Origin of the sequence: Yaniella halotolerans DSM 15476, assembly GCF_000420805.1 — a bacterium.
Taxonomy (GTDB): domain Bacteria; phylum Actinomycetota; class Actinomycetes; order Actinomycetales; family Micrococcaceae; genus Yaniella; species Yaniella halotolerans.
On sequence record NZ_ATVQ01000001.1, the window covers coordinates 528835 to 554695 of the forward strand.

Genomic DNA, 25861 nt, shown 5'->3' on the forward strand with positions numbered 1-25861 from the left:
TCATATCACAAACTTGTGCAATGTGTGTCGCAAAACTTCAGCTCGAAGACCAACTAGGCCCGCCAGACGGTCTTCAAATTGCAGAATTCGCGAATGCCCTCGGCAGCCAACTCGCGTCCGTAGCCGGAGTTTTTAATTCCGCCAAACGGTAGCTCTTGGTAGGACACAGTCATGCCATTGATGAAGACAGCACCTGCTTCTACATTGCGCAGGAACCACTCTTGCTCTTCGATGTTGGTCGTCCACACGGCACTGGAGAGCCCAAAGTCGGTCTGGTTGGCGATCTCGAGCGCCTCTTCGGCAGAGTCCACCTTGTACACGGTGGCGACAGGTCCAAATGCTTCTTCTTGCACCAGACGCATGTCCTCGGTCAGTCCAGCAAGCACGGTCGGTGCGTAGAAATACCCGGCACCTTTAGGGATGTAACCACCGGTGAGGACCTCGGCCCCCTTGTGCACCGCATCGTCCACGAGCTCCGCGAGGTCATCTCGACCGTCTCGAGTAGCCAGTGGACCAATCTGCGTTTCTGGATCCAACGGATCGCCGACCTTGAGGTTGGCCATGTGCTCGGCGAACGCTGCGGTGAATTCGTCGTAAATGTCAGCGTGAACAATGAATCGTTTGCCGGCGATACACGACTGACCATTATTATTGGTGCGCGCCAATACGGCGGTGGAGGCGGCCGCTTGGACATCGGTGGACGGCATGACAATAAACGGATCTGAGCCGCCCAACTCCAACACAGATTTCTTAATGTGGTCGCCAGCTATCGAGGCGACCGAGCGTCCCGCAGGTTCTGACCCGGTCAGCGTGACGGCTTTTACTCGCGGATCAGCAATGACCTGCGCCACGTCGCCGCCACCAATCAGTAACGCACGGAAGGCACCTGCCGGAAACCCTCCGTGCTCGAATAAGGTATCGAGAAATAGTGCTGCTTGAGGAACATTCGAGGCATGCTTTAGCAGTCCGGCATTTCCGGCCATCAGCGCAGGTGCGGCAAAACGCACAACCTGCCAGATTGGGTAGTTCCAAGGCATCACGGCAAGCACGACACCCAGCGGCTCATAAAACGTCCAGGCACTCGAGGCGTTCACCTTTGACGGATCCTCCAGCTGCTCCCCCGCCAAAAACTCCTCAGCATGATCGGCATAGAAGCGCATAGCGTTGGCAGACTTATGAACTTCTGCTACCGACTGGTGGATAGGCTTGCCCATCTCAATGGTAATGAGGTTGCCGAGCTCTTCGGCCTGCTGCTCTAAGAAGTCGGCCGCCGCATGCATCCAGGCGGCCCGCTGGGCAAATGTAGTATCTCTCAACTCAAGGGCAGCTTGAGCCGTCTGAGCGATTCGTTGCTCCACTTCTTCGGGAGTATGTCGGTCAATGACCATTTCAGTGGATTCATTTGCTGGGTTCACAGTTACAAGCGACATGGTCGCCCCTTTCTTCTGAGACTTGGATCACCTACACTATATAAGATACGATGCGTTTCGTACAGCATTGTTTGAAAACTCGCTCAAGAGGTTTCAGAAAGACTCGAAGCAAGGAGTGAAATGAGCATTGAGAATAACCCCGACATTCGGCGACCGTTATTCCTGACAGACCAAGATGTTGCAACGCTGGCGAATTTTGAAGATGCGATTGCGGCGATTCGGGCAGCTTATTCAGCTGCTGAAGATGAGCAACGAACACCCGGACGCATTTTTGCAGACTCCCAGCGTGAATGGATGCGCATCATGCCTTCAATTCCTGCTTCGGGTAAGCTCTTCGGCGCGAAATCCATCGTGGGAAGTTTCGCCGACGGTCTGCAGGTCAGCTACATGATCAATCTGTTTGATAAAGAGACCGCCGAACTGGTCGCGTTGATCGACGGCAATCGTGTCACGGGGCTGCGAACAGCTTCGACCACTGCGGTGGGAGCCGCTACCATCTTGCCGAACAAACCGGTGTCCGTTGGGGTGATCGGCTCTGGCTTCGAAGCACGCTCGCACCTGCAGGCGCTGGGCACTGTAGCCGAGTTTTCGTCCATCCGAGTCTTCAGTCCGACAATTGCCAATCGAGAAGCTTTCGCGGCCGATTTCAGCACCAAAGATGGCTCACACGCTATCCCAGTTTCGAGTGCCGATGAGGCGGTAGAGGGCGCTGACTTGATCTTGTGCGCGGCTCGTTCGCGTGACGAAACACCTATCATTCGGGCCGAAACAGTGGCCCGCGATGCCACGGTCATATCCATTGGCTCGACGACGCGTGGTCAGCGCGAAGTCCCCGTCGAATTGATCGATCGGGCCTCCACAATTGTGGTGGACACGTATGACGAAGTAGTCCACGACAGCGGCGATATGTTGGCCGCACAAGCCGAAGGGATCAACCTCAACGGCAAAGTACTCAGTTTGAACACCGCACTGAGTTCTGAGTCTTCCATCGACACCTCGAATGGAATTCGAATCTATAAATCCACGGGCTCTGGCCTCCAGGACATCGTTGTCGCTGAGATGCTATACAACCGTGCCCGCGCCCTGGGTATGGGCACCGAACTCCCCGTAACCATCGTTACAAGCGCTAAATAACTAAGGAGCAAAATGTTGAACTACTCAGTAACAGAAGCACGCGCATGGGCGCGTGAAGAATTTGTGGGGGCAGCTGCCGTCACCCATCCATCGTTTACTGCGGATTTCTCGCAACTGAACGAGGATGCAATCCAACACGATGTCGTACGCCTCAAAGAAATGGGATACACCGGCACCCTTCTGGTTGCCGAAGTAAATATCACCCCTGAAGAAAACGCCCGTATGGCAGCGATCGCCCGCGAAGCCGCTGGCCCTGACTTCGGACTGTTTTTCCACGCTATTTACGGCACCCTGGAACAAAACATCGAGGCAGCAAAATTAGCTACCAAATCCGGTGTGGATCGCGCCCTATTGGCGTATCCAGCCTCATTCTGGCCCACGTCATTGGACGAAGTATTTGACTACACCAAACGCTTTACCGAAGAAACCCAACTGGCCACTATGCTGTTCCCACTCCCAGCTTGGGGGTTCGAACGCATCCACCCGGCAGGCATGCCCGTCGATTTCGTGCGTCGCATTATCGATGAGTTACCAAACATCGTGGCGATCAAAGCAGAACAAGGTTACCCGGGGATTCCGGGGCTCATGGAGATGTATCACCACTTCCGCGATGAGGTCGTGATTTCCTCCCCCATCGAAGCCAGCACCATTCCGTTGATGTCACAGCTGAAGCTTCAATACTCAGCGACCGCCAACACGAACTGGATGGGCGACTACTACCCTCGGGTATTCGATATGGCACGTAAGGGCCAATGGGAAGAGGCTATGAAGCTCTACTGGCAGGTTACTCCGGCACGGGCCGCAAACGATGCAGTATCAGCAACATCCACTCCTGGAACGAACATGATCAGCCGTACCCAGTGGAAATACCAAGAGTGGCTATCTGGGTATAACGGCGGGGCACTTCGTCCTCCAGCCACCAAACTTCCCGATCGCTTCATGAAGCAGCTTCGTGCAAGCCTGGAAGCTTCGGGACTCTATGTGACCGACTCTCCTGATGAGGAATTCATGCAGGGGCGCATTCCAGCTCGCGCACCTAGAGTGTCCGTCGGAGCCTAAATCTGACATGCAAATGCCGGTTCCTGCAGCTTATATCAGCTGCAAGAACCGGCATTTTGTTATCCAACCTTTTCCGCCCGATATGGGTGGGTCCGATCCGTCACCCCGAGACGTATGCGACGGGATTTGTGTGGTCTTCGTAACAGCGACACATCAATGCCAACCCAGAGGTGACCAGACTGAGCACGCCGAAAACGTCTAACGACCGTTGCACCCCTCAACAGGTAGGTGCAACGGTCGTTAGACGTGTGAGCCGTCAACTGTTCGACATTAGAAGCGGTTGCGGACGTGCCTTTCGCGGCCATAAAGAAATGCTGCTGCAATGACGACGAAACCGTAAATGATGCGACTTTCGGACTCGCTCATTCCGACACTCAACACAATCGTGGACAACAAAGTCAGGATCAGTGCACCTAACACTGTCCGGGTATAGCTGCCATGGATCGAACCGAAAGTCGTACCGCCCAGCAGCACCGCGGCCAGACCAGTAAAGAAGTACGGTTCGCCGATATTGGCGGACCATCCGGCACTAAAGCTTGCAATAAACATCCCTGCGATCCCTGCGGTTATCCCCGACGTGGCAAACGTCAAAGTCCAGACTTTGCCGGTGTGGACCCGCGTCAACTCGGCGGCTCGGGCATTCGTTCCGGTGGCATACAGGCGACGGCCACTGGCAGTCCGGGTCAAAAACAACCACACCAGCACGACCGCAGCGAGCACAATCAACAGGATCGGCGGGATGGGAAGCCCGAAGGTCGTCCCGTTAATGGCGGTCAGCGCTCGAAGAGCATCCGGCGGAGCGGATGTGAAATTCGCTTTAGCCACAAACAGGGTGCCGCCGACCAGTGCGGCATTTATCCCCAGCGTCAGCACGAGGGGTTGAACATTGTATCGATGACTAACAAATCCAACGAAGGCGCCCACGAGACCACATATGACGACTGTCATCAGCAGCGCCAGAGGTATCGGCCATCCAGCTCCCCCTGCGAGATTCGAGGAGATAAAAGCACCCACGATAATATATCCGGGTATCGCTAGATCCAGACCCCCAATGAGGACCACGAAAGTTTGACCCAGTGCTGCAAGCGCGAGCAGCGCCGCAAGAATGAGCACAGATACGATAGACAGCCGATTAACGAATGCCGGAATGCTGATGACAAGCCACAGAATCAGCGCCAACAGAACCGACAACTGCAAAATCGGAAGTCTCAAGACGAAGAAGCGAAACTTTGTCCATCTGGACGGAACTACGGGCGCATCAAGACGCGCGTTGACAACGGTACTGGTGGTGGTCACTGGACTTTTCCTCTCTGCCGCGCTGACAACAGGGTCGCACTGACGAGTACGCCAACGACAAGAACGATGCCGTAAGCAAACTGGATAAGATTTGACTGCACGCCACCTGCAGTCAGCAGCTGCTGGATGAGATAGATGGCAAAGGCTCCAAAGAGGGTTCCTAACATACTCCCGCGGCCTCCAAGAAGACTGGTGCCACCCAGGACGACCGCTGCGAGGCCCAAGAGCGCGTAGGTGGTAGCCAACGCTGACTCTGAAGATTGCAGCAGCGCCGCCAGTGCGATGCCACCAATACCAGCAAAGAGTCCGCCGAGACCGTAGGCCAAAATCCGGACCGCCGTCACGTTGACGCCGGAGCCGAAAGCTGACTGATCGCTATCCCCTGTTGCCAACAGGTTACTGACAAATGCGGTGCGCCTAAGCAAAAACCAAATGAGCGCTGCAGCGCCAATGGTCAACAGTGCACCAGGAATGAAGCCAAGGGTTCGTGCCAATCCAGCACTCCACCGATCGGCAGCTTGAACCGGGTTTGGTGCGATGGTTTGTGATAAACCAATAAGTATGAAGAGCATTCCTACTGTCGCAACGACCGGGTGCAATCTGACCACCGCAACAAGGATTCCGTTGATCATGCCGACAATTGTGGCCAGAATCAACAGAATCGGTACCGAAAAGTACCAAGAGCCAAGCCCCGCGGGCATCAGCACAGCGATGAAGATGACACTAATGAAGGTAGTCAGAGGTCCCACTGAAATGTCCATCCCACCGGAGAGGACTGACGGTGTTGAGGCGAAGCCCACCAGCGCAAACGGTGCGAAGGTGCCCAAGATGGCCGGCCAACGAGTGGGATTCGCAAAGCTCGGCGAGACGATAATATTGAGAGCCAGCAACACGATGCATAACAGCAGTGCAAAGGCATAAGGACGTTGTTGGAGAAAAGCAAATATCCTATTCATACTGCACTTCCATTTCTTGGCCAAAGTATGCGGTCACAATAGACTGCTGGTGAAGATCCTTGCCGGCAAGCTCGGCAAAAACGGTCTTGTCCCGAAAGACCAGCGCTCTGTCCGTCAGTTGGACGATTTCGTCGACTTCGCTTGAAAGCACCACAATCGCAGTTCCTTGTAATGCAAGGTCCTGAAGCGTGCGGTATATCTCAAGCTTGGTTGAGATATCGACTCCACGAGTGGGATCATTGAGCAACAGAACCGAAGGTTCCGTCGCCAACCACCGTGCAAGCAGCACTTTTTGTTGGTTCCCGCCGGAGAGCGTGGTGATGGAATCGTCGGGACTCCCTAACTTGATACTGAGACTTTGGATATACTCTCGAAAGCGCGCAGCCATGCGTTTCCTGCTCAGGAATGGTCCAATCTTGTCTTGACGCATCGTCGGCAGCACAAAATTCTCCTGGATGGACATCTGTTCAAATAACGATTCACCGCGACGCTCTCTGGGCAGATAAGCAACCCCCAAACCTGCTGCATTGCGCCGTCCCACAGGAGTAGCTGAATTATTTTGCTCTACTTCGAGCCGCGATACACTGCCCGGTCCCCCTGCGAAACCGCTGAGGCGACGAATGAAGAGGTCCTGCCCATGTCCTTCGAGTCCGCAGAGTCCGATGATTTCACCGGCTCGAATGTCCACGTTGATTTTCGTAGCCTGTTCGGCCAATTGGATATCTCTAGCTTGCAGAACTACCTTGCCAGGTTCTCGAGGGGGCTTGAAACTCTCCTCTGGACTAACTTTTGAACCGGTCATATCTTGTATCAATCCGCTTATGGTCATTGTTTCCCTTGTAACCGTGGAGATAGTCTGCCCGGAGCGCAATACGGTAACTCGATCTGAGATTTCGGCTACTTCGTCCATGCGGTGAGAGATAAATAGCACTGCCGAACCCTGCGCGGTTAGCCTACGGATCTCGTTAAAAAGCCGGTCTCTGGTTTGTACATCGAGTGCAGCGGTTGCTTCATCCAGAATCAGGACGCGAGGTCGACGAACTAACGAGCGAGCAATACTCACGGCCTGTCGTGCTGACAAAGAAAGCTCAGCTGCAGGGACATCCAATTGGGCGTCGCCCAGAAGCCGCTCCAATACTTCGGTTGCCTGCTGTCGTTGGGTCGCCGTCTTAAATCGTCTCCGAAATATCCCGTCTGAGCCGAGCCAGATATTCTGCAAGACGGATTGGTGGCTTGCAGTGAGTACTTCTTGGAAGACCGTCTCGATGCCATAGTGACTAGCTCCGCGGGGGCTACGCAGCGTTAGATCCGCACCGTCAAGAAGTATCTTGCCACTGTCTGGCTGGTGGACACCTCCAAGAATTTTTACTAGCGTGCTTTTTCCAGAGCCGTTCTCCCCCAGGAGTGTGTGAACGTCTCCGGGGAATAGTTCGATATTGGCTTCTACTAACGCCCTTGTGGCGCCAAAGTTTTTTTCAATCTTCGCCATCTGCAACAACGGCTGTCCTCGTTTTTCCATGGAACCTCTCAGCGTGGTGTTGTGCTTTGCATCACATGTATACCATACTGTACGTATCGAACCGCGTCGATTCTTTTCGCGCACACACCCTCGATGCAAAAAACACGTTCTGTACACCAAGGAGAAAACGTGACTAAACGCAATTCATCACGCCCCCGATTACCTATTCTTTTAAGCGGCGTTGCTACGACCACCTTGCTGCTGAGCGGCTGCACTGGAAATGGCTCCGAAGAGAATGATGCAGCTGCCGTAGCAGACGACTCTGCTGTTCAGGCCGGCGCGTGCGGTTCAATCCCCGAGATGACGCCAAACGACCCCAGCGCCCTGCTCGGAGAAATGAGCGAAGAAGTTCAAGCCGCCTATCAGGGCTACCCATATGAGGTCAAGAAATCGCAGTGGGAGGATTGGAAGCCAGACCATGACGGACCATATACGGCCGCTATGGTCACGGATCCCCCTACCAACCCATTTCAGGTGGCGCTCTATGAATCGATGCGGAACACCCTTGCAGAAAATGATGTCGAGCTGATCGCCGAGTACGCGCCAGCTTCGCATGCGGATGTACCACAGCAGTTGCAACAGTTTGAAGAGGCTATCTCCCAAGATCCAGATATCATTTTCTTCTTGCCCCTAGCGCCCGATTCCACTCTCGACGCTCTCGCCAGTGCGGCTGATGCAGGTATCCCCGTCGTCATTATTCAGGTCCCGGTAGATTCTGAACACGCTGTGAGTGTCTCGTTAAACCCTGTGCTTCAGGCGGCTGAAACTGGTGCATCGGTGTTTGAATCAATGGGTGGAGAAGGGTCCATCCTGCGGGTGCTAGGTGTTCCTGGGAACTCCACTGACACCTTTGCCACTATGGGCTATGACGCAGCACTGGAACAGTGCCCTGACATCACCGTCGCCGGTGAGGTCACTGGCACGTTCGAACCGGGAACAGCACAGGCCGAGACCTTGAACTTCCTATCTAGCAACCCGACGCCTGTCACCGGCGTGGTTCAATCTGGAACGATGGGCGTTGGGGTCCTGCAGGCCTTCTTAGACTCAGGACGTGACCCTGTCCCGATCGCTGATATTGGTGCCACCCAGGGTTTCGTCAGCTGGGCAATCCAAAATCCTGAATATCCCTACACCGGTTCGGTAAGCCCTGCCAGCAGAATGGGCGATGTATACGCAAATGTAGGCATCCGGATGCTCAATGGCGACGGCCCAAAGGTTAACCAGATGATCACTGCAGCTCAGATTCTCGACTCCGAGAATATCGTGGAACTTGGCGATGTTTCTTGGGAGATTACTGACCAAAGCCTCTTTGACGGTGAACCGGAAGCATTCTTCCCGGAAGAACACCTCGATGAGTTATTCACCAACTAAGTCTTGACGAAGGAGTTATTCGCCTTCTCGTGGTTCTAACATCGCGAGAGGGCGAATAATAGACTCGTACTCGATCAATACCGACAAGAGCTTTAATACCGAGACGCTCTTTTTAGCATGACATCGCGGAGCAGATTGAGATTATGAATCGCAATAGATACACCGATTTACGACAAAATGCACCAACAACCTAAGAGTCATGGTCAAACAGCAGGCCACAATTAATCGTCACCCCTAAGAGCCGCCAAGGCCGGTGTGGAGTCGGTGAAGATTATCATAGTGCAGCCCGTCGCTGTAGATGGCGCCGTGGGCTTAGTCGCTGTACTACGTGTCAACATAGGCCTATTCCTGGGTCAGCGTTCGGTTGAAGCGTTCGGACTAGCCACTGGCTTGAGGTCGGTAGGGTTTGATGAAACGATGCTTATTGGTCTCACCGAGGGTGGCTTCGAATAGGTGTGAGCGATAAAAGCAGCCGTTATCAGTCATCACGGTGCTCCCGGCATCAGCGAAGAAATCTTGCGCGCGTCGCCCTAATCCGGCAGCGGTTTCTTGACGTTGATCGGCCAGGATCTCGGAGTAGGCACGCCGGGAGTGGTCATCTACCGCATAATGCCGACCAGTCTAACCGCGGCCCCTGTTACCGTACCCGTTGTTTTTGCGCCCGGGCACCGCGAGTTTTCGGTGGCTACCATCGAGAATCCGGCCGAATGTCTTGAATCTCACATGCACCAACTTACCGGGCGCCGACTTATCATAGTGGATGGAGGTCAGTGTGCGCACCGGTAGTCCGGGCGCCCGATCCAACCGCGCCAAGCGTGGCCTCTGATACCGACACAACGACCGGTGCACCGAGGACCGGAGACCCGAAATGGTAACTGATCCGATGCCAATTCCCCTGACGTCTAAACCGCAACGAAAGAATGCGTCGCTACCGCTGGCGAACAGCCGGTTAGGTGAGATATGCTGCCGCCAGGACCGACCCATCAGCAGGTCCTCGGCCTGATTACCGGATCGCCCGTTTCGAGGCGATGGCGGGTGAGGCTTGGAATCGTTGGCCAGTTCGACAGATCGTCCAGTCGTCTTCCACAATCAGCACGGCCAGGCGACGACGTCCTTCAGGAGTCAAGGGTGCATTTCAGGTGGCCATGAAGCCCTCCGGTTTGATGAGTGTTGTGGTAAACCCATCTTTGCCGGAAGGCTTCTTCCTACCGCAAGTGTTCACAACCTTCCAAGGCACGACCTAGGAAAGATCGACTCTGAACGTGAAGGACGCTTATAGTCAGAGCTCGTGTCAGTCGTTAGCACTTCGCGGCCGACCTCAGTGAGACCTCCTATTGCTAGGGGCTAGGACTCAAACGCTCTGCTGTGCCTGAACTGATATTCCAGGCAGAAGCTGCACCAGACGTTCAAGATCAATTACAGAATCCCCCACACCGAGTATGTAACGATCCGGACGGACGATGATCGCCGAAGAACCACTAAATTCCAGAAGCTGATTGGTTTTCTCTGGTTCATTCATGACGACGATGTGGTCGCTGGATTCAATCTGCTGGCGCACGTCCGAACCCAGTTGGTAGTACAGCTCTGCATTCGCGGCGATCAAAAACCGCATTCCCACCAGGTCGTCCAGGCGCGTACCGTCCGCCAGCATGGGCTGCATGCTCAAGTAGCCTGAAATGTCACCTTCGGTTGAGTCATGTAATCCTGGGCCAATGGGCGGAGAGACAGGAGCTGCATCCATTGGATTGGCCCACAGATATTCGTCTCGCTTACGTGCCGCTTCTGCGTCCGTTGTCTGAAGAAACATCGCGGCGTTGGTCGCTTGCTCCACCCAGAACTGGGCATGCGGTTTGCGTTCTGCCTCATAGGTATCCAGAAGGCTTTCATCCGCGACCCCTCGTTTGATGAGTGCTAACTTCCATGTTAGGTTCGCAACATCTCTGATCCCTGCACAAAGCCCTTGCCCAAAACACGGAGGGGCTTGATGAGCGGAGTCTCCGGCGAGGAATACTCTGCCTTCTCTCCATCGTTGAGAAATTCGTCCTCTAAATGTATAGACTGCCTGACGGTCTGGATGGAATTGCGCCGCTGGAAGTATTCCTCGACTGATGCGTTCAATTGCCGCCGGGGTGACAATCTCGTCGAGATCGTCTCCTTCCATAACCATGAATTCCATCCGAACACGAGTCCCTGGTAAGCGGATCCATAAGGCTGGTCGAGTGTGGTGACAAAGGAAAACCATGTCGTCTTCATAGCCGGGGCTGTCGACTAAATGGCCGTCTACGACGACCCATTCGGCATCCTCGCCGAATTTTTCACTTTCAATTTCCAAAGCTCGGCGTATCGGCGAGCGCGCACCGTCAGCCGCAATGAGCCATTTTGCACGAAGTACTGCTTCTTGGCCGTTGGAGTCGACAATATTGACTTCGACCCCTCCCGAGATATTTCTGACTTCACCTGCAGTCACACCCCGGCGCAGTTCAATGTTGGGCAGTTCAGAGATCCGCTGTCGTATTAGACGTTCGACTTCGGGCTGGTGGAAGGTGATGTTATTGGGCCATGCTTGCGGACCGAATTCTCCGGTGGGCACCGAAATTAAAACCTGCCCAGTTTCATTTTGAAAATGAGTTGAGGACATTGGCAGGGTAGCTGCAGCGAGCTCTTCTGTTACGCCCAAGGTTTGTAGTACCCGAAAAATCTCCCCGTCGAAATGTACAGCACGCGCGGTGGGCCACGCTTCAGGGTCTTTCTCAATGCCAATAGCAGTCAGGCCGAGTTGACCCAACATCGCTAGCGCAGTTACTCCGACCGGGCCTCCACCGACCACGATGACATCTGCGTCATGAACCTCAACCATTTCAACTCCCTTAAGTTCGAACCGTTTCGTATTCAATGTAATTCATGTCACACTTTAATGCAATGCTCTTGAAGTGGCCCCTCCAAGAAGTCAACTACGCCCTGTTACCTGCGGATGGGTCGCGAACGAGATTGCGCTGCGTTCCTAGGCCAGTGATATTGCCTTCAATGACGTCACCAGCTTGAAGGAACCTCCCCCAGTGCGAACCGTTACCTTGTGGCGATCCAGTGATCACCATGTCACCGGGATGCAATGACATAAACGACGATATATACGAGATCAGTTTCGGAATATTAAAAACCATGTCACTGGTGTTCCCCTGCTGCATTGGAGTTCCGTTCAGTGACAAACGGATCTCGAGGTCGTGAGGATCTTCGACGAATGCGGCTGGCACAATATATGGGCCCGTGGGGAAGAATGTCGGATGGTTCTTCGAGCGCATCCAATCGGTTCCCATCATTGGAATATCTTTTCGAGGCACAAGGCTGCGAGTGGTGATATCGTTGCAAATCGTGTACCCGGCCACATAATCCATGGCGTCTTGTTCAGAAACGCGGTAAGCGTCCCGCCCAATGACTACTCCGAGTTCGAGCTCCCAGTCATGATCGTTACCGACCTCCGGAAGGAGCACGTCGTCATATGCGCCAGACATTCCCGAAGCAGATCCGATCCACACATAAGGTTCTCCATTTTGTGCTCGCTCGTCTACTTCCTGTGCTGCTTGCTCACGCAGAGCTTCGGCAGAAGCGTCAGGGTCACCCAGCTGATGCGCTACCGTTATTTCGATGACATGTTGGCGATAGTTAGCTCCAGCAGCTATCAGCTGACCTGTTGGAGTCACCGGCGGCAAGGTCTGAAGATCTACGACCGGAGTGGAGTCGAAAGCTGCGCGCTTTTGCTCATCTTGAGCAAACTCATTCAAGCGCTCGAAGTTACTTTTCCAGTCAGAAAGCAGAACTGTTGTACTGGTGACCTCAGGGATCACGCTAGAAATACTGTATACCCGGTCTGCGATCACCATGCCCGGGAAATATTTCCCCCCTGCACTAAATGTGCCTATTGAAAACTGAACTCCCATAGTATTCCTTCCATCATTGGCCGCGTTTACCGCAGCATTCGAACACGACTCTCAGGCGTCCGATAGTGAATGTTGTGTAAAGGTTTCGTGGTTTTTACCGCCACGAAAAAGTTGAGGATCAACGATGTAGACCGATGTGTTTGGCTCAGTCCTGGCGTTACGAACTCCCCAAGGCTGCCTCAAGTACGTCAGACCTCCACAGTGAATGAATATCTTGAAATGCGGACGGCAGCATACCCAGCTCATCACGCATATGGACAAGCAATTCAAGGCCAGCAGCCGAAGGGACAAGGGTAGCCGGCCTGGCATCCCATCCCGATTCTCGAGCCCGTGGACCGAAACCTGCTTGTGCCAGCAACTCGAGACCTTCTTGCCGGCGTACGCTAGCGGTCCAAGTAACTGCTTCATGTAGTAGTTTCAAATACAAGTGCAATCGCGGCTGAATCTCGTCGAGTCGAGACTCGCATACCACGATGCCCTGGCCGGGATAGTCTCTAGCCAAATCATTGACCGTTGCCAACTGAGTAAGACCTTCTTGCTCGGCCATTTCATCAAAAGGTGGACCAAGCAACGTTGCGTCCACCCGCTCTTCTAAAAGTGCAGTCAAACGTTGGCTCACACCGCCGATTTCGACGAATTCGACATCTGAGATTTTTCCTACAGTAAGTAAGTATTTCGCGACGATAGCGAACCCATTGGAGGCTGCATCAACTGCGAAACGGAGTCCGGAAAGATCTGAGAAATCAGATAAGCCCGGTCGTGCATAAAGGCCAAGAGGAGTCGTGCGCTCAATTTGTCCTACCAACCGAAAATCATCAACGTGCTGATTCCACACCAGCATGTTGTCGATGGCAGTTATGGCAACATCGCACTCTCCGTTGAGGAGATCGTCCCGCTGCTCATTGCTAGATCGAGTGACCTTTGAGTCCACATTGAGCCCGATTTTCTCGAAAACATCAAGATGCTTCGCTACAACCACCGGAACTGGGGGCACGAAATATGTTTGCCTAAGCGTCTCAGCCATAATTCCTATTCCTATTCCTATTTGCTGCCCAGTCGAACCTGCTGTAAAGGCTTGGGCTGTTCACCGAATTAGTGGAACCAATCGTCTGACCAGGAGGCCTTGTACCTTGATGCCGGCACCCAGGACGGACTAGATCAACAATGATCCGGCCTCGTCGAGAAGCCCAAGCCTCTCGACGAGACCGCGGGAATGTTACTGGTTAGGTCGGTGTGTAGCGCCCATGCGTATCAGTTCGTCCTCAGTGCCCGGCACGAGACCTTCTTCGGTCGCAGTCGGTTGCGGGGCTGGCGGAAACGCCTCGAGCATCGACTGCGGTAGTTCCTGATTGCGGTAGTAGTCGTTTGGCCCGTCCTCAGGCAGAAAGTACGGGGGTTCCCAATCGGGAACATAGTTGCGATAGCCACCTGTATTCACTTCCGTGCGAAGACCGCTTGGATCCCGGAAGTACAGGAAGTCTTGCTCACCCATGCCATGCATTCCAGGACCAAACTCGACGCCTGTGCCGTTCTCCATCAACAGATCTGCGGCGCGTCGCAACTCGTCGGGAGTATCAAGCCAATACGCATAATGATGGATGCGGCCGGGAACGTCGGAAGCGTCCAGTATGATTCCCAGGTCGTGGGACTTCTCGTTCGTGGTGATTTGACACATGAAGGTAACGTTGCCGTCATCAATGCCGACCATAGCCATAATGCGGAAGCCGAGATGATCACGGTACCACTCACCTAGCTCCCGCGGATCGCGCGATGCGATGGTGATGTGGTCGAGCTGGCGCGGAGCAAGGCCATGGAAAGTGCGGCGTTGTGGCCGTTCGATCGAATTAGACTTGAACTCTCCGTCGGCTTTGTAGCGCTCGACTTCCCAGAAGAGGCGCATGACATGCCCATGCGGTCCGGTGAAGATGTAAGAGCGACCGATCCCGGCCTCTGGCTCGTGCCATTCACCCTTATATTCGGTCGCGTCGATTCGCCGAGCAGCTTCCTCAAGTGCCTCCTGGGAACTTGTTCTCCACGCCATGAAGGACATTCCAGGCTGTTCCCCTGGTTTGAGGATGACGCTGAACTCGTAGTAGTCGCTCCAGCAGCGCAGGTAAACTCTGTCGTTCTCACGACGAGTGACGCGCAGGCCTACCTCTTCCTCATAGTATTTGACCGATTCATCCATATCGGTTGCGTAGATTTCAATGTGCGCAACGTGCGCGAGTAGCTTGCTCATAGCTGTGTCCTTTTCCTAATCGTAGGTCAGCGATTATGTACTGAACGTATCGTATCGATAAGTGTAATGTCAACCACACTCCGCACAATTTTTCAAACCTGAGATGTTCGCATTCTCCCCGAACTGCCCCCCCCCCGCTAGGTGCGAAGAGACCCATCTGCTGGCTCCCGCCGGCCAGCCGGATTTCGCGGTGGCTTCTCCGATGACCTAATCGGTCGGGTGGTCACGAGCACCTGAGCAGTGGTGCAGGAGGTCTGACGACGGGTCTCCAACTAGATCGGCAGACGGGCGTCACCCCCGGTGGCGTTGCGGCTGTCAGCGCCGGTCCTGCAGTCTATGTGTCTGACGGCGATAAGACATCAGCAGTCAGCACCGAATGCTTGTCTGCCAAACAGCCTTCAAGAACGCCGCGTTCTCATACACAAGGTGATAACCCCATTGAGCGACATTGAGGTCTCGATCGGAAAACACGACGTTCACATCAACCTCGTCACCCAGGCACTGATCGAAAATAAATCGAGTCCGGAACGCATGATATTCATCGGTGACCACGGTCAGGGAATCCCACGACCGCTCGGCTGCCATTTCACTGATCGAGTAGGCTTCACCAATCGTGGCGGCTTCCTCAGGCGTAAAACACTTGATACCTTCTCCCCCACCGGACTCACAGTAGTTCGACACAGGAACGGGATCGTCAGCAGCACCAGAACCGCCACGGCTCACGTCATCGGGAAAGTATGAGATCACCAGCGTGTCTGCGACTTCCTCTTCGACAAGTTGTTCTGCCAGCGGTAAGCGATGAGCTTGCGGAGCCAAACTCGCAACCGCGTCGCTACGGGTTTGCAGCTCTCCTTGCGATGGAGACACAATATTTACCGAGGCGAAGAGGACCCAGGCAGCCAACAGGGCAACGATCAGACCGCCGACAATTTTCAGACTTTCTCGAGTATGTTGAGTCTGTGGGCGCGTCCTCGTGGAGCTAGCTGTCATCCGCTCTCATTTCAATGTTGATCGTTTGCGCTGCTGTCATCGCTTTGCTTCAGCTCAGGCAATGGCGTGGCGAAGCCATACAACAGCATAGCCACGAGCCAGGGCCTGCGCGTCCTCGCACCGTCTTAGATCATGGCGCGTGAGAGTCACCGAAGGTGAACCTACTTTTGACTGAAGAAATCGTCGTTGCGTTCCTTATCCTCTGATGAATGCGTATTGAATCCACTCCACCCAAGGATGACCCCGCCCATGAAACCGACTATGGGGAAGTCTTCGAGGTGATCAATGCTCGAATGGACAGCAAGAGCCGTCCAGGCCGTTATTGCAATCAGAGCTACCGTTCGACTCCCCCGAGCCGCGAACAAGAGACCGCCAAGGAACAAGGTCGCCAGCAGCACAACTCCCAGGGCTCCCAGCTCGGCACCTACTTGGAGTATCAATGAATGAACTGCAACAAGGCTTGGCGTACCCGAAGCAAGCTCGGATGAGGGCGTAAATGATCCAGGTCCAGACCCGAACAACGGTTCTGTCGCCCACAGACGGAGAGCGTCAGACCACAATGTATGTCGAGCACTGCTCAAACTCTCGCCCGCAGACAACCAGGATGGCCACGTATCACGGCTCCCCAAAAGAATAACTGCGAACCCTGCCATCGCAGCTACGCAGAAGCCGAGAACAACTGATACCCACTGAGGCGGGCCATGTCGTTTCCAAATAGTCAACACAATGATTACTGCCACCGGAAGAGTCAGGGCGATTGCAGCCTGAGAGCCGATCACCAGATAAATCCCCGCTAGAACTGTTAACGCTAGAACCATAGCGGGCGGTAAGACACTGTATGGATCGGCTGAATCTTGATTGTGTTCCCCCAAGCGTTGCCTGGCTTTCATCGCATCTTGAAGGTCCAGCATGGCAAGCCCAGCTAGCGCAACGAAGAGTCCGCCAACTGCCGCGCTTGCGTTAGCGTAAATCGGTATGGATATTGCGGTCACAACGGATACGACGACAAGGGGCAGAAGGAGTCCGCCGCGCCGCCAAGATCGTCGTAGATACGCCCCGCAAAGGGCGCCCAAAACCAGTACGACCGGTGTGACGATGTACGGGGAGCTAAATCCTAGAGGAAACTGTGAGGTAGAGCTTGTGATAAGCACCCACACCATCCAGGCTACAAAACCGGTGATGCAGAAAATACCCGATCTCCCAATGTGGTGGCGCACTGTCATCACAGATTCCTCCACATCCCGCTGCCCGTACCCCGCAAGATCAACTATAGCTTCTGGCCTAACAACCAGGTTCTTCTGGAAAACGGAAATATCGTAATCGCCTAGCTGCCCGAGCTATCGATGATCTGAGGATACAGCCAAGACCATCCGAGGCCGTGCTGGAAAGTCAGCCCACGGAGTCATACGGCCTCACACCAGTGTCGATAGGTCATAACCGTTGCGCTCAAGGAAGCGAACTTACTACAGTCGCTCAGCCGAAGACCCCTCCATGACGTTACGCGTATCCAATACAGGTAGACCTTCCAACAGCGAAAGGTCAAGGTCAGAGTGTGGTGTCACAACGACTGCAGCGTCTGCTCTTTCAAGTGTCTCTTCGTTGAGTTCAAGGCGTTCAATGTCTTTGTTCCATTGGAATGCAGGGACATGGCTATCAGCCGCAATAACGGTCGCCCCGTACTCTTGGAGCAGTTCAATGATCTTCAATGACGGCGATTCTCGCTGGTCACCCGTATCTGGCTTATACGCCACACCGACGACGAGCACGGTTGAACCATTCAGTGCTTTCTTTGTACGGTTCAGGAGTGTCAGTAAGCGCTGCACAACATAATCTGGCATGTGATCGTTGACGTCGTTCACGAGTTCAACAAATCTGAAATTCGCGCCGAGTTTCCGGCGTACCTGCCAAGAGAGATAGCTTGGGTCCACCGGGAGACAGTGACCGCCGACCCCGGGACCAGGAGTAAACTTCATATATCCGAAGGGCTTCGAGTTTGCTGCCTCGATGGACTCCCATCTATTCACACCAAGCTGATGTGCGAACACTGCAAGCTCATTCACCAACGCAATGTTCACATGGCGGAAAGTGTTCTCGAGCAGTTTTGTCAGTTCGGCTTCTTTCGGTGTCGAAACTGCAACTGTCTTCTCCACGAGTTGCTCGTAAATTTCGCGGACTTTCTCAAGCGAGGCTTCGTTAACACCTGAGATGACTTTGGGTGTGTTCACGAAAGTCCAGGTCTTATTACCCGGATCAATCCGTTCTGGTGAATAGCCAACGTAAAAATCCTCGCCAGCTTTCAGCCCACTACCCCGCTCCAAAATTGGAACTAACAGTTTTCCTCAGTGGTGCCCGGGTATGTCGTCGATTCAAGGACGACGGTGGCTCCCGGCGAAATGTGTGGAGCAAGATCTGCCCCAGCCGCTTCGATGAACCCGAGATCAGGCATCGATTCCTCGAGCGGCGTTGGCACCGTAATGATCGCGAAATCAAAACCAGCCGCATCACTGTAATCGGAACTAGCACGATAGTTGCCGCTATCGATGACGTGCTTGATTTGCACATCAGAAATATTGTCGACGAACGAGTCCGCCTTCTTCAGCGACTCATAGGTAGGCTCCAATTACCGCCGAAAGGCATCCTCCAAGAAAGTTCAGAATATAGTCACCTCTGAGTTGGCTTCAACGCTGCTCAACCGCTCGTGTTCGGTACAGAAACGCGCGATGTCGGGGGCTCATTCGACAGGCGTAGCAAAACTGTCGCCTGCCATCCTCGACAGTTTCTAACCAATGACGATGATGAAAATGGCTTACCCTTGGCCAACGAAATCCGCATTGCGTCTGTAACCCTCTGATGAGTGCGCACCGAGCCCACTCCACCCAAGAATTACCCCACCCATGAAGCCGACTATAGGGAAGTCTTCTAGATGGTCCATGCTCGAATGCACAGCGAGAGCCGTCCAGGCTGCCATTGCAATGAGAGCTACCGGCCGGCTCCCCCGAGCCACGAATAAGAGACCACCAACAAATAGGAGCGCCAGCAGGACGACGCCTACTGCTCCCAGCTCGGCGCCTACTTGCAATGGCAGAGAGTGCACCGCGGCAAGGCTTGGCGTATTCGAGGCAAGCTCGGAGGACGGAGTGAATGATCCAGGCCCAGAACCGAGGATAGGTGCCGACGCCCAAAGACTCAGGGCATCAGACCACGGGGTATGCCGAGCACTACTCAAGCTCTCGCTTGCTGACAACCAAGCTGGCCAAGACTCTCGACTTCCGAGCAAAATAACCGCAATTCCTGCCCCGGCAGCCACCAGGCACCCAAGCAGCACTGCTATCCACTGCGGTGAGCCACTTTGTCTCCACACCGTCAACGCAATGACGAGCGCAATAGGAAGGGTCAGAGCAATGGCTGCTTGAGAGTCGAGGACCAGCAGCACACCCGCACAGAGCATGAGTGCGAGAACAAGCGCTTGGCGCAACGCGCGGTCTTCAGCTGCGGGAGCCCAGCGAGATCCCGCCAACGACTGATTGGGTTGCATCGCTTCTCGGAGATCAAACATCCCCAGCCCAATTAGCGCAATAAAAAGGCCTCCTACTGCTGCACTCGCATTGGCGCACAGGGGCAGAGAAATAGCGGTTACGACCAACCCCACAATGGCAAAGTACCTGGCTTTTCCGCGACGCCACTGTCGACGGAGCAAGCCGCCCGCCACGATACCCAGGACAAGCACAGCAGGTGCTACCAGGTAGGGAGAAGTCAGGTCGAGAACGTACTTCGAGGTGACGCCAGAAACGACCGCCCACAGGCACCAACGTATAAGTCCAACTTCCGTGGGCAGTTCAATGCATCGACGGGGTCTTCTCGCTGTGGCTATACTGAGCCTGTACGCAACCTGGGTAACATCTGAGTGATTGGCACGCATAGTGAGTGACGAGTACGACGAATCTACGGCTGGGGACCTTGTGAGCTCTGAACTTATTGAGCCCTTGGCCCCGGATGAACACGTACCTTCGGTCGAGTCCGACGCTTCGAATAGTATCCAGGATATGTTGGACGAACAAGACAAAGAGGCTGAGGACTTTGCCAAGAAGTTCATCACAGCCACTTTGCGACTCCGCGGCGTGCGGATAGAACGCGAACATTTCCTCAAGTCCGAGCTGCACAAGCGCGGGGTCGGACAAGACGAAATCGCTAGAGCGATCGAAGACTCCCCCGCTTTCGTTGGTATCTATCCAGCCTTACTAGATGAGATCGCTCAAGCCTCGATTGACTTCGAAAGAAATAAAACTTCCGGCATTTCTTTCGCTGCCGGTGTTCCCGGTGGACTGGCTATGTTCGCAACAGTGCCGGGAGATGTTACGCAGTTTTATGTTCATGTTTTCCGGATCATGCAAAAACTCGCTTATGTCTACGGTTGGCAATCATTTCTCGATGACGCGGAAAAGATCGATGACGAAACGCTGGGAATGCTCAGCGGGTTCCTCGGAACCATGATGGGTGTCGCTGGGGCTGCCAGTTCCCTCCGGCATTTCGCGCACAAATTCGCACGCCCCGCTCTTGAAAAGAACATTGCGAAAGTCGCGCTGAGTAAAACGGTTTGGTACGGACCCATGAAACAGACGCTGCGAGTAATCGGCGTGCACGTCACGAAACAGAGCTTTGCCCGAACGGTCACCAAAGTCGTTCCCATAGTTGGAGGCGCGGTATCAGGAGGCTTCACGTATGTCACGTTCAATGCCCAATCGAAACGTCTCATGCAACACCTCCGCGAGCTCCCACCGCCAAACGTTGATGCCGCTGAATACCTTGCGGCTGTTCGAGGTTCCGAGAACGCTTCTGCGTCAAAGCAGGAGCAATCTGACACTGTCGATGACATCCGGCCTCGTACTCGTTTCTCGGCGAAGCGACTTACCCAAGCAGTGGCACCCACTCTCAAAAACGCACGCTCGACAGTGGCTAACAAAATAGATACCTGGCGGCGCCCGAAACACGACGATCAGACGGATACCGAGGATGACGAAAACTGAGAAGCAAGCCCAGCAAATACTGGTAACTACTCACCTGTTCATCGGCACCAACAACACCTGCGAGCGCTCCGACTAGTCTTCGTCGCTTCTAAACCAGCTTCGCAAGAATGTTATGCACTCTTCTCTTCTGATTGGAAGGCGCAAAAATTCCAGTTGTGCCCCGCCAGGAGAGCTCCATGGCCCGTTGAGCTCTGGTGAGGACGGTGATGCCTCAATCATCGGGTATGCAAGAAGCGCTTTGGTGGACCTGAAACTTTGGCTATATGCGTGGAGCTGGTAGAGATCTTCACGGTCTACTCCCCTTGGGTCAACCAGGGGCTTATATTTAGCGTCAATAACAGCACGAGCTGACGCATGGTCCGGGGACGGTCCGATAAGGACGTCAGGATAGAGTCGCCCCATCCCCTTGACGGGTACGACCTCGGAATGGAGTAAGTGCTGGCGGAGGCTGTCAGCAGTCCCGTGCACCACGTTTTCGGCAGTTGCTTCGGCAGCGCAGTGCAGCACGAACCGTTCCCATAGCTCGGCCACATCAATCAACAGGCCGTAGGTCGCTGAACTTTTCGCAGTGTGTTTCAGCAGCCGATTCGACGCAATACGATGAGATAGTTCAGCAGCTTCGCGCCATTTCATGGTGATAGGCGTATACCGTACCCGACTGAGTCGGGCTCGAGATGGAAGCTTGGGATTTGCACCCACTGCCTTGCGTAGGTGGCCGAGTTGGTCGCTGATGCGCTGGCCACGCCACATTGGATTTCCCATTTTGCTGTTAAGTACTCGGTCGGCAGCGACGATAGCAGCATTTGTTGGGGAGACCAGCGTGTTTTGTTTCATCGTCGAAACGACCCCTGGGTACCCGGTAGCGCGGAGTCGGCTAGTGGCAGCGCCGTCGAGGTTACCTTTGATTTGCAGTCCGGTTGTGCTACGCCTGATCTTTTGTTTGGCGAGGCTATGACTGCCGGCTTGTGCGATGACGGCGCGCCACAGAGCTGCCGCAAGTTGGATGATCAAGGATTGATTACCGTGGGAGCGATCGGCAGCTTCTGGGACGATCTGTACGTTATGAATGGCACTCAACCAGTCAGCGATGGTGTCAATTTCCAATCGTGGCTTGATGTGAAGCGTTCGCCCCTGATGATGGATCTCGCCAATATAGCGACCAGTCCGCCAACCGTGCAGGTCTCGATCCAAAATCGGCTCGAACATGGGCTTGTTCTTGGACTGTCGGTGCGGAGGTTGGTCAGTGAGCAAGAATTGTTCCGGCTCGAGACGTGCAATGGATTCCAGCCATGCATGATCCTCTCCGCTCAGCTCTACTTCCCACTCGGACTGGGGCGTGAGATCTTTGATGGTCATGCACGCGTTTTTGGAACGTTTACGCATGGGGCGCTCCAGGAGGAGCCATAAAAGTTTTTTCGAAACCGGTGAGCAAGTCGTCCTGAATATCAGAACCTGCTAAATATTGCTCAAGTAGCGGCCGGATGGAGAATTCCCACATACTAATCAACGCTCGTGTGGGATTGCCTGCGCGCGTCCACAAAATTCCGTTAAGGTCCGGCCGTCGGCCAGGAAATGCTTCGTCCACCAGAAATGCTAATTCACTGAAAAAGGCGTGGCCGACTTGGTAAGCACGCCCTAGGTCCGGGGTGCTTGCAATCTCGGCGTTGAGCGTTTCAATGTTGTCAATCAAGTGCTCAAGCTGAGGCTCAGCATCGTCATGGGAAACTCGTGGGCGGACCCGCTCCCATTCGTCCTGCCAGATAGCGCGCAGCCCTTCGGCATCGAAAGAGGCATTGAACCAGAGAAAACGACGACGTAGCGCAAAGTCGAGTGACTCAACGGAGTGGTCGATCTCATTCATCGTGCCGATAATGTACAAGTCTTCTGGAATCACCAGGGTGAAGTTATTACCCTCCTGGTCCGTGGCAGGCAACGTGACCGGGGTGCCGCGTTTATCAGCTTCGATGGCACTAAATGCTTCACCCAACATTGCCGAAAGGTCGGTCCGGTTAATTTCATCCAGAAGCAAAACATGGGGCAGCGGAGCAAGCTCACCGGAATCCATGTCGTGCATCTGCCGAATGATTTGAAGGAGTTTGCCCTCCTGATACTCCGTCCTATTACCCTCACCAAGCTGCAAACCCGCTATGAATTCTGAGTAACCGAACCCCGGATGCAACTGCAGGCGCGTCACATGAGTCTCGAGCAGTTGCTCAATACGCTGTCTATTCGCGTAATAATCCTCGACGCCCCACCGTTGGATAGCACTGGAGCGGATGAGACTCTCGGCTAGCTCATTGGCGGTAAAGGTTTTCCCGGTTCCCGGTGGGCCGTGAAACACGATCTGCTTCTTACGCAACAACGCTGACAGCGGGGACACCTTGGTATCTTCGCGTGGTGCTGTCCGCCATATGGATTCGAGTTCATCGGAAAAGAAGTCAAGCTGTTCTTCCTCACCCGGGACGCTTTGCTCGAGAACCTTTCGGATCCCGTAGAGTCTCTGATCCAAGTTTTCGTCCTCTGCGGCATCGTAGAGTCCGGCAAAGGCCGTGTGCACGTCTTGCTTGTTCCCGGTTGCAGCGATGCGCTCAAAATATTCGGGATACACCAAATGACACAGGATATTGCGCATCACGTGCGGCTTTTGTTCAGTATCATCAGCGAAATCCATGAAACCCCAAGGGTTGTCTTCTAACAACTCCCTGCGCTCTGTGGTTGCTAGCCTTTTGATCCGCTTCGCAAAATCGATGAGGTAGCGCACCGGTAAGTACTGCGAGGTGTTGTACCCCATGCCGGGTGCGCCGATCCAATTGCGGAACGCATGCTGCACATCTTCATCAGTTACGTCCGGTCCTGCATCGCCAATGGTGGCGTTGACCATCTCGAGTTTCCGGTTATATCCAACGGTATTTGTAAACAGGTAATACACCGCCAGAATTTCGGCTGCAACTAAACGAACATCTTGGCTAGCGCCGGACAGCTGTTCTTCCCATTTGGCGTCAAATCTTCCTTCGCCTTCGATAGGGTTCTCAACGAAACGCACATAGAGGTCTTGCACATTCTCATAGGCCCACGCATGAGGAAAATCATCTGGATAGAGCAGCGAAGCATCGCCCAGCAAGGAGTGCTCTCGCCACCGGTCCACCACGCGATCACTACCACTACGATCCATCGGAGAATACCTGGCCATCTTTACCCTTTAACTTCGCGATTTACACGTCTCCAGCCCAATCTATGTTCAACGACACAGGACAGCAGAAAGATGACCGGATGGCAAGAAGTAGTTTATGCGCAAAGGCTCAAGCTTCAGCTGTTAATCTATGGAGGTACGACAAGGCACGAGAAACCGGAGGCTTACCGCCGTGAGAAGTAGATTCCGCGCACTCATCGATTACCTGCGCTTCGTCTACGGTAGCGAATGGCCCTACGCGGTGGGACTCTTCAGCAGCCTCTTGGCAGTAGTCATCAGTACGCTAGAACGTGAAATCTCTCGCGATGTTGTCCTCGCCGCTGGCAGCGCCGGTGCGCTGATTACTAGTGTGCTGCTGCTCTATGACTCGCTCAACCTCTATCACCCTTGGGCAGGCGCTGTCCTGCGTTTCGGTGGCATCCGAGATTCTGAAAAGTACTTCTCCGGGGTGCAATGGCAAAACAGTGTCGAACCCGATGACGACAATGACGGTTTCGTTGATCTCGTGGGATCTGGTGACGGCACAACGGTCGAACGGATTTGGCGAGATGCCGCCGTGGACCGGGCCCTGTGGGACGACGCCAAGAAAAATACAGACCCAAATGCGGATACACACCAAGCTCGGATAGAACTGCGACGCACACGCTACATATTGCCGGACAGTCTGAAAGATATCGCCCCGCGAGCGCTACGAGCCACCAGTGGTGGCTCTGATGGTGAGTTCCGGGATCGCAGACCAATCTGGTTCAACGGTAAACTCGCTCGGCTCATGACCGAACCCACCGTTCACGGGCTGGCAACCAGCCCGTTAGGAATGCAGTCGGTGAGCTTCTACGACGGGCAATCCAGCAATGAGCTGTGGTCCTGGACGCAAGTACGAATTGGCCTAGTGAGCCGCCCCGTGTTTAGATCCAGGCGGTATGTGAGTCAATTTGTCGCATTGTATGGGTGCAGGTTTGAGCGTAGTCGACTGGGGCAATGTATCCCAGCGATGAATGCCTCCGGTCATGGTTATATTCATATTTCCAGTCGCCGATGATGACTTGTGCATGCAACATCGAGTAGAAACTATTGATATTCAGACACTCATCACGCAACCTGGCGTTGAACGATTCCACGTAGCCGTTATGCCATGGCTGGCCTGGCGGGATGTATGACAACGCCGTCCGGGTGGACGCCCAGGTCATCACCGCTTTGGAGATGAATTCAGGCCCGTTGTCACTGCGCAGCACTGCCGGAGCGCCGCGCTGGATGATGAGTTCTTCCAGGTGGTCGATGAATCGGTCTGCGGTGATGGATCGTTCGACCAGACCGCCGATACATTCACGAGTATGTTCATCCACGATCGAGCAGATCTTGAGCGCTTTGCCTTGTTCACAGACATCGAACTGAAAATCGACTGCCCACACCACATTGGGGGCATCTGCTACCGGCGCGTCGATCGTGGAGGCGCCTACCCGTTTGCGTCGGCGTCGTTGCGGTACCCGAAGTCCCCCGTTACCTTTTAGGTAGCACTGTTTTCCGGCAGGATATGCAGTGTAGGTAACCAGCTGGTTCCGGCATGATGGTTGCCCCCAGTCGTTGATGATCAGGGGGGTGTAGTCACCGGAACCAGTCTGGTTCGTTCGGATCGCTAATAGAAGCACGCTCCAAAATTTTGTGGGTCTTCGTAACGTGGATGTGAACGCACGAACCACCGGTCACCTTGTTTTTATTGG

General features: G+C 54.3%; 20 protein-coding genes and 2 pseudogenes. 4 read left to right on the forward strand and 18 right to left on the reverse strand.

The annotated features are described in order from the left end of the window. Nucleotides 1-53 precede the first annotated feature (53 nt). A complete protein-coding gene (locus G583_RS0102520; protein WP_022869624.1) occupies nucleotides 54-1430 on the reverse strand; it encodes an aldehyde dehydrogenase family protein in 1377 nt (458 codons plus the stop codon). Between the two features lie 120 nt (nucleotides 1431-1550). On the opposite strand from G583_RS0102520, the gene G583_RS0102525 reads away from it, so the two are divergent. Both G583_RS0102525 and G583_RS0102530 read left to right on the forward strand, forming a co-directional pair. Beyond that, nucleotides 1551-2564, forward strand: a complete 1014-nt coding sequence (locus tag G583_RS0102525) for an ornithine cyclodeaminase family protein (protein WP_022869625.1) — start codon at nucleotides 1551-1553, stop codon at nucleotides 2562-2564. Between the two features lie 12 nt (nucleotides 2565-2576). Continuing rightward, the gene (locus G583_RS0102530; protein ID WP_022869626.1) at nucleotides 2577-3623 is read left to right on the forward strand and encodes a dihydrodipicolinate synthase family protein; all 1047 of its coding nucleotides are present in this window, start codon (nucleotides 2577-2579) and stop codon (nucleotides 3621-3623) included. Nucleotides 3624-3893: 270 nt separating this feature from the next. Here the strand turns inward: G583_RS0102530 and G583_RS0102535 are convergent, their stop codons facing one another. Genes G583_RS0102535 through G583_RS0102545 form a run of 3 tightly spaced genes read right to left on the reverse strand, consistent with a single transcriptional unit; the run spans nucleotide 3894 to nucleotide 7364 of the window. After that, nucleotides 3894-4919 (reverse strand): ABC transporter permease, encoded by a 1026-nt coding sequence (locus tag G583_RS0102535; RefSeq protein ID WP_022869627.1) that lies wholly within the window; start codon nucleotides 4917-4919, stop codon nucleotides 3894-3896. Then, complete coding sequence (locus G583_RS0102540; protein ID WP_022869628.1) at nucleotides 4916-5875, reverse strand: ABC transporter permease; 960 nt, start codon at nucleotides 5873-5875, stop codon at nucleotides 4916-4918. Before G583_RS0102540 ends, G583_RS0102535 begins: the two co-directional genes overlap by 4 nt. Continuing rightward, nucleotides 5868-7364, reverse strand: a complete 1497-nt coding sequence (locus G583_RS0102545) for a sugar ABC transporter ATP-binding protein (RefSeq protein ID WP_169558754.1) — start codon at nucleotides 7362-7364, stop codon at nucleotides 5868-5870. Before G583_RS0102545 ends, G583_RS0102540 begins: the two co-directional genes overlap by 8 nt. Before the next feature lie 159 nt (nucleotides 7365-7523). Between G583_RS0102545 and G583_RS0102550 the strand changes: the two genes are divergently transcribed. After that, the gene (locus tag G583_RS0102550; protein WP_022869630.1) at nucleotides 7524-8765 is read left to right on the forward strand and encodes a substrate-binding domain-containing protein; all 1242 of its coding nucleotides are present in this window, start codon (nucleotides 7524-7526) and stop codon (nucleotides 8763-8765) included. 234 nt (nucleotides 8766-8999) lie between these two features. On the opposite strand, the pseudogene G583_RS16505 reads toward G583_RS0102550, so the two are convergent. The 10 genes and pseudogenes from G583_RS16505 to G583_RS16160 all read right to left on the reverse strand — a co-directional run bounded on the left by G583_RS16505 (nucleotide 9000) and on the right by G583_RS16160 (nucleotide 19656). Then, a pseudogene (locus G583_RS16505) lies at nucleotides 9000-9891 on the reverse strand (IS481 family transposase). Nucleotides 9892-10116: 225 nt separating this feature from the next. Then, nucleotides 10117-11622 (reverse strand): bifunctional 3-(3-hydroxy-phenyl)propionate/3-hydroxycinnamic acid hydroxylase, encoded by a 1506-nt coding sequence (locus G583_RS0102560; RefSeq protein ID WP_022869632.1) that lies wholly within the window; start codon nucleotides 11620-11622, stop codon nucleotides 10117-10119. 94 nt (nucleotides 11623-11716) lie between these two features. Then, nucleotides 11717-12700 (reverse strand): fumarylacetoacetate hydrolase family protein, encoded by a 984-nt coding sequence (locus tag G583_RS0102565; RefSeq protein ID WP_022869633.1) that lies wholly within the window; start codon nucleotides 12698-12700, stop codon nucleotides 11717-11719. 157 nt (nucleotides 12701-12857) lie between these two features. After that, entirely contained in the window at nucleotides 12858-13724 is an 867-nt protein-coding gene (locus tag G583_RS0102570) for an ABC transporter substrate-binding protein (protein WP_022869634.1), read from the reverse strand. A 192-nt stretch (nucleotides 13725-13916) separates the two neighbouring features. Beyond that, a complete protein-coding gene (locus tag G583_RS0102575) occupies nucleotides 13917-14939 on the reverse strand; it encodes a VOC family protein (RefSeq protein ID WP_022869635.1) in 1023 nt (340 codons plus the stop codon). Nucleotides 14940-15305: 366 nt separating this feature from the next. Next, nucleotides 15306-15929 carry a YdcF family protein gene (locus G583_RS16150; protein WP_022869636.1) on the reverse strand — a complete coding sequence of 208 codons (624 nt, stop codon included), beginning with the start codon at nucleotides 15927-15929 and terminating at the stop codon, nucleotides 15306-15308. Nucleotides 15930-16090: 161 nt separating this feature from the next. After that, nucleotides 16091-17152: an O-antigen ligase family protein gene (locus tag G583_RS0102585; protein ID WP_022869637.1), complete on the reverse strand. Its 1062-nt coding sequence runs from the start codon at nucleotides 17150-17152 to the stop codon at nucleotides 16091-16093. A 240-nt stretch (nucleotides 17153-17392) separates the two neighbouring features. Continuing rightward, nucleotides 17393-18247, reverse strand: coding sequence for a nucleotide sugar dehydrogenase (locus tag G583_RS13795; RefSeq protein WP_051129588.1), 855 nt, complete (start codon nucleotides 18245-18247; stop codon nucleotides 17393-17395). 8 nt (nucleotides 18248-18255) lie between these two features. Beyond that, a complete protein-coding gene (locus G583_RS17035) occupies nucleotides 18256-18489 on the reverse strand; it encodes a hypothetical protein (RefSeq protein ID WP_281162054.1) in 234 nt (77 codons plus the stop codon). Between the two features lie 246 nt (nucleotides 18490-18735). Further along, on the reverse strand, nucleotides 18736-19656 hold the full coding sequence (locus tag G583_RS16160) for an O-antigen ligase family protein (RefSeq protein WP_022869638.1): 921 nt from the start codon (nucleotides 19654-19656) through the stop codon (nucleotides 18736-18738). Between the two features lie 232 nt (nucleotides 19657-19888). Between G583_RS16160 and G583_RS13805 the strand changes: the two genes are divergently transcribed. After that, nucleotides 19889-20953, forward strand: a complete 1065-nt coding sequence (locus tag G583_RS13805; RefSeq protein ID WP_169558755.1) for a hypothetical protein — start codon at nucleotides 19889-19891, stop codon at nucleotides 20951-20953. A 72-nt stretch (nucleotides 20954-21025) separates the two neighbouring features. Here G583_RS13805 and G583_RS13810 read toward each other — a convergent pair whose 3' ends face one another. The 4 genes and pseudogenes from G583_RS13810 to G583_RS13820 all read right to left on the reverse strand — a co-directional run. Continuing rightward, nucleotides 21026-22336: a 5-methylcytosine restriction system specificity protein McrC gene (locus tag G583_RS13810; RefSeq protein ID WP_022869640.1), complete on the reverse strand. Its 1311-nt coding sequence runs from the start codon at nucleotides 22334-22336 to the stop codon at nucleotides 21026-21028. Further along, nucleotides 22329-24125 carry an AAA family ATPase gene (locus G583_RS13815; RefSeq protein WP_022869641.1) on the reverse strand — a complete coding sequence of 599 codons (1797 nt, stop codon included), beginning with the start codon at nucleotides 24123-24125 and terminating at the stop codon, nucleotides 22329-22331. The genes G583_RS13810 and G583_RS13815 overlap by 8 nt, the downstream gene beginning before the upstream one ends. Nucleotides 24126-24426: 301 nt before the next feature. Continuing rightward, nucleotides 24427-24759 (reverse strand): hypothetical protein, encoded by a 333-nt coding sequence (locus tag G583_RS0102615; RefSeq protein WP_022869642.1) that lies wholly within the window; start codon nucleotides 24757-24759, stop codon nucleotides 24427-24429. 289 nt (nucleotides 24760-25048) lie between these two features. Next, a pseudogene (locus G583_RS13820) lies at nucleotides 25049-25636 on the reverse strand (integrase core domain-containing protein); the annotation flags it as partial. Between the last annotated feature and the right edge of the window lie 225 nt (nucleotides 25637-25861).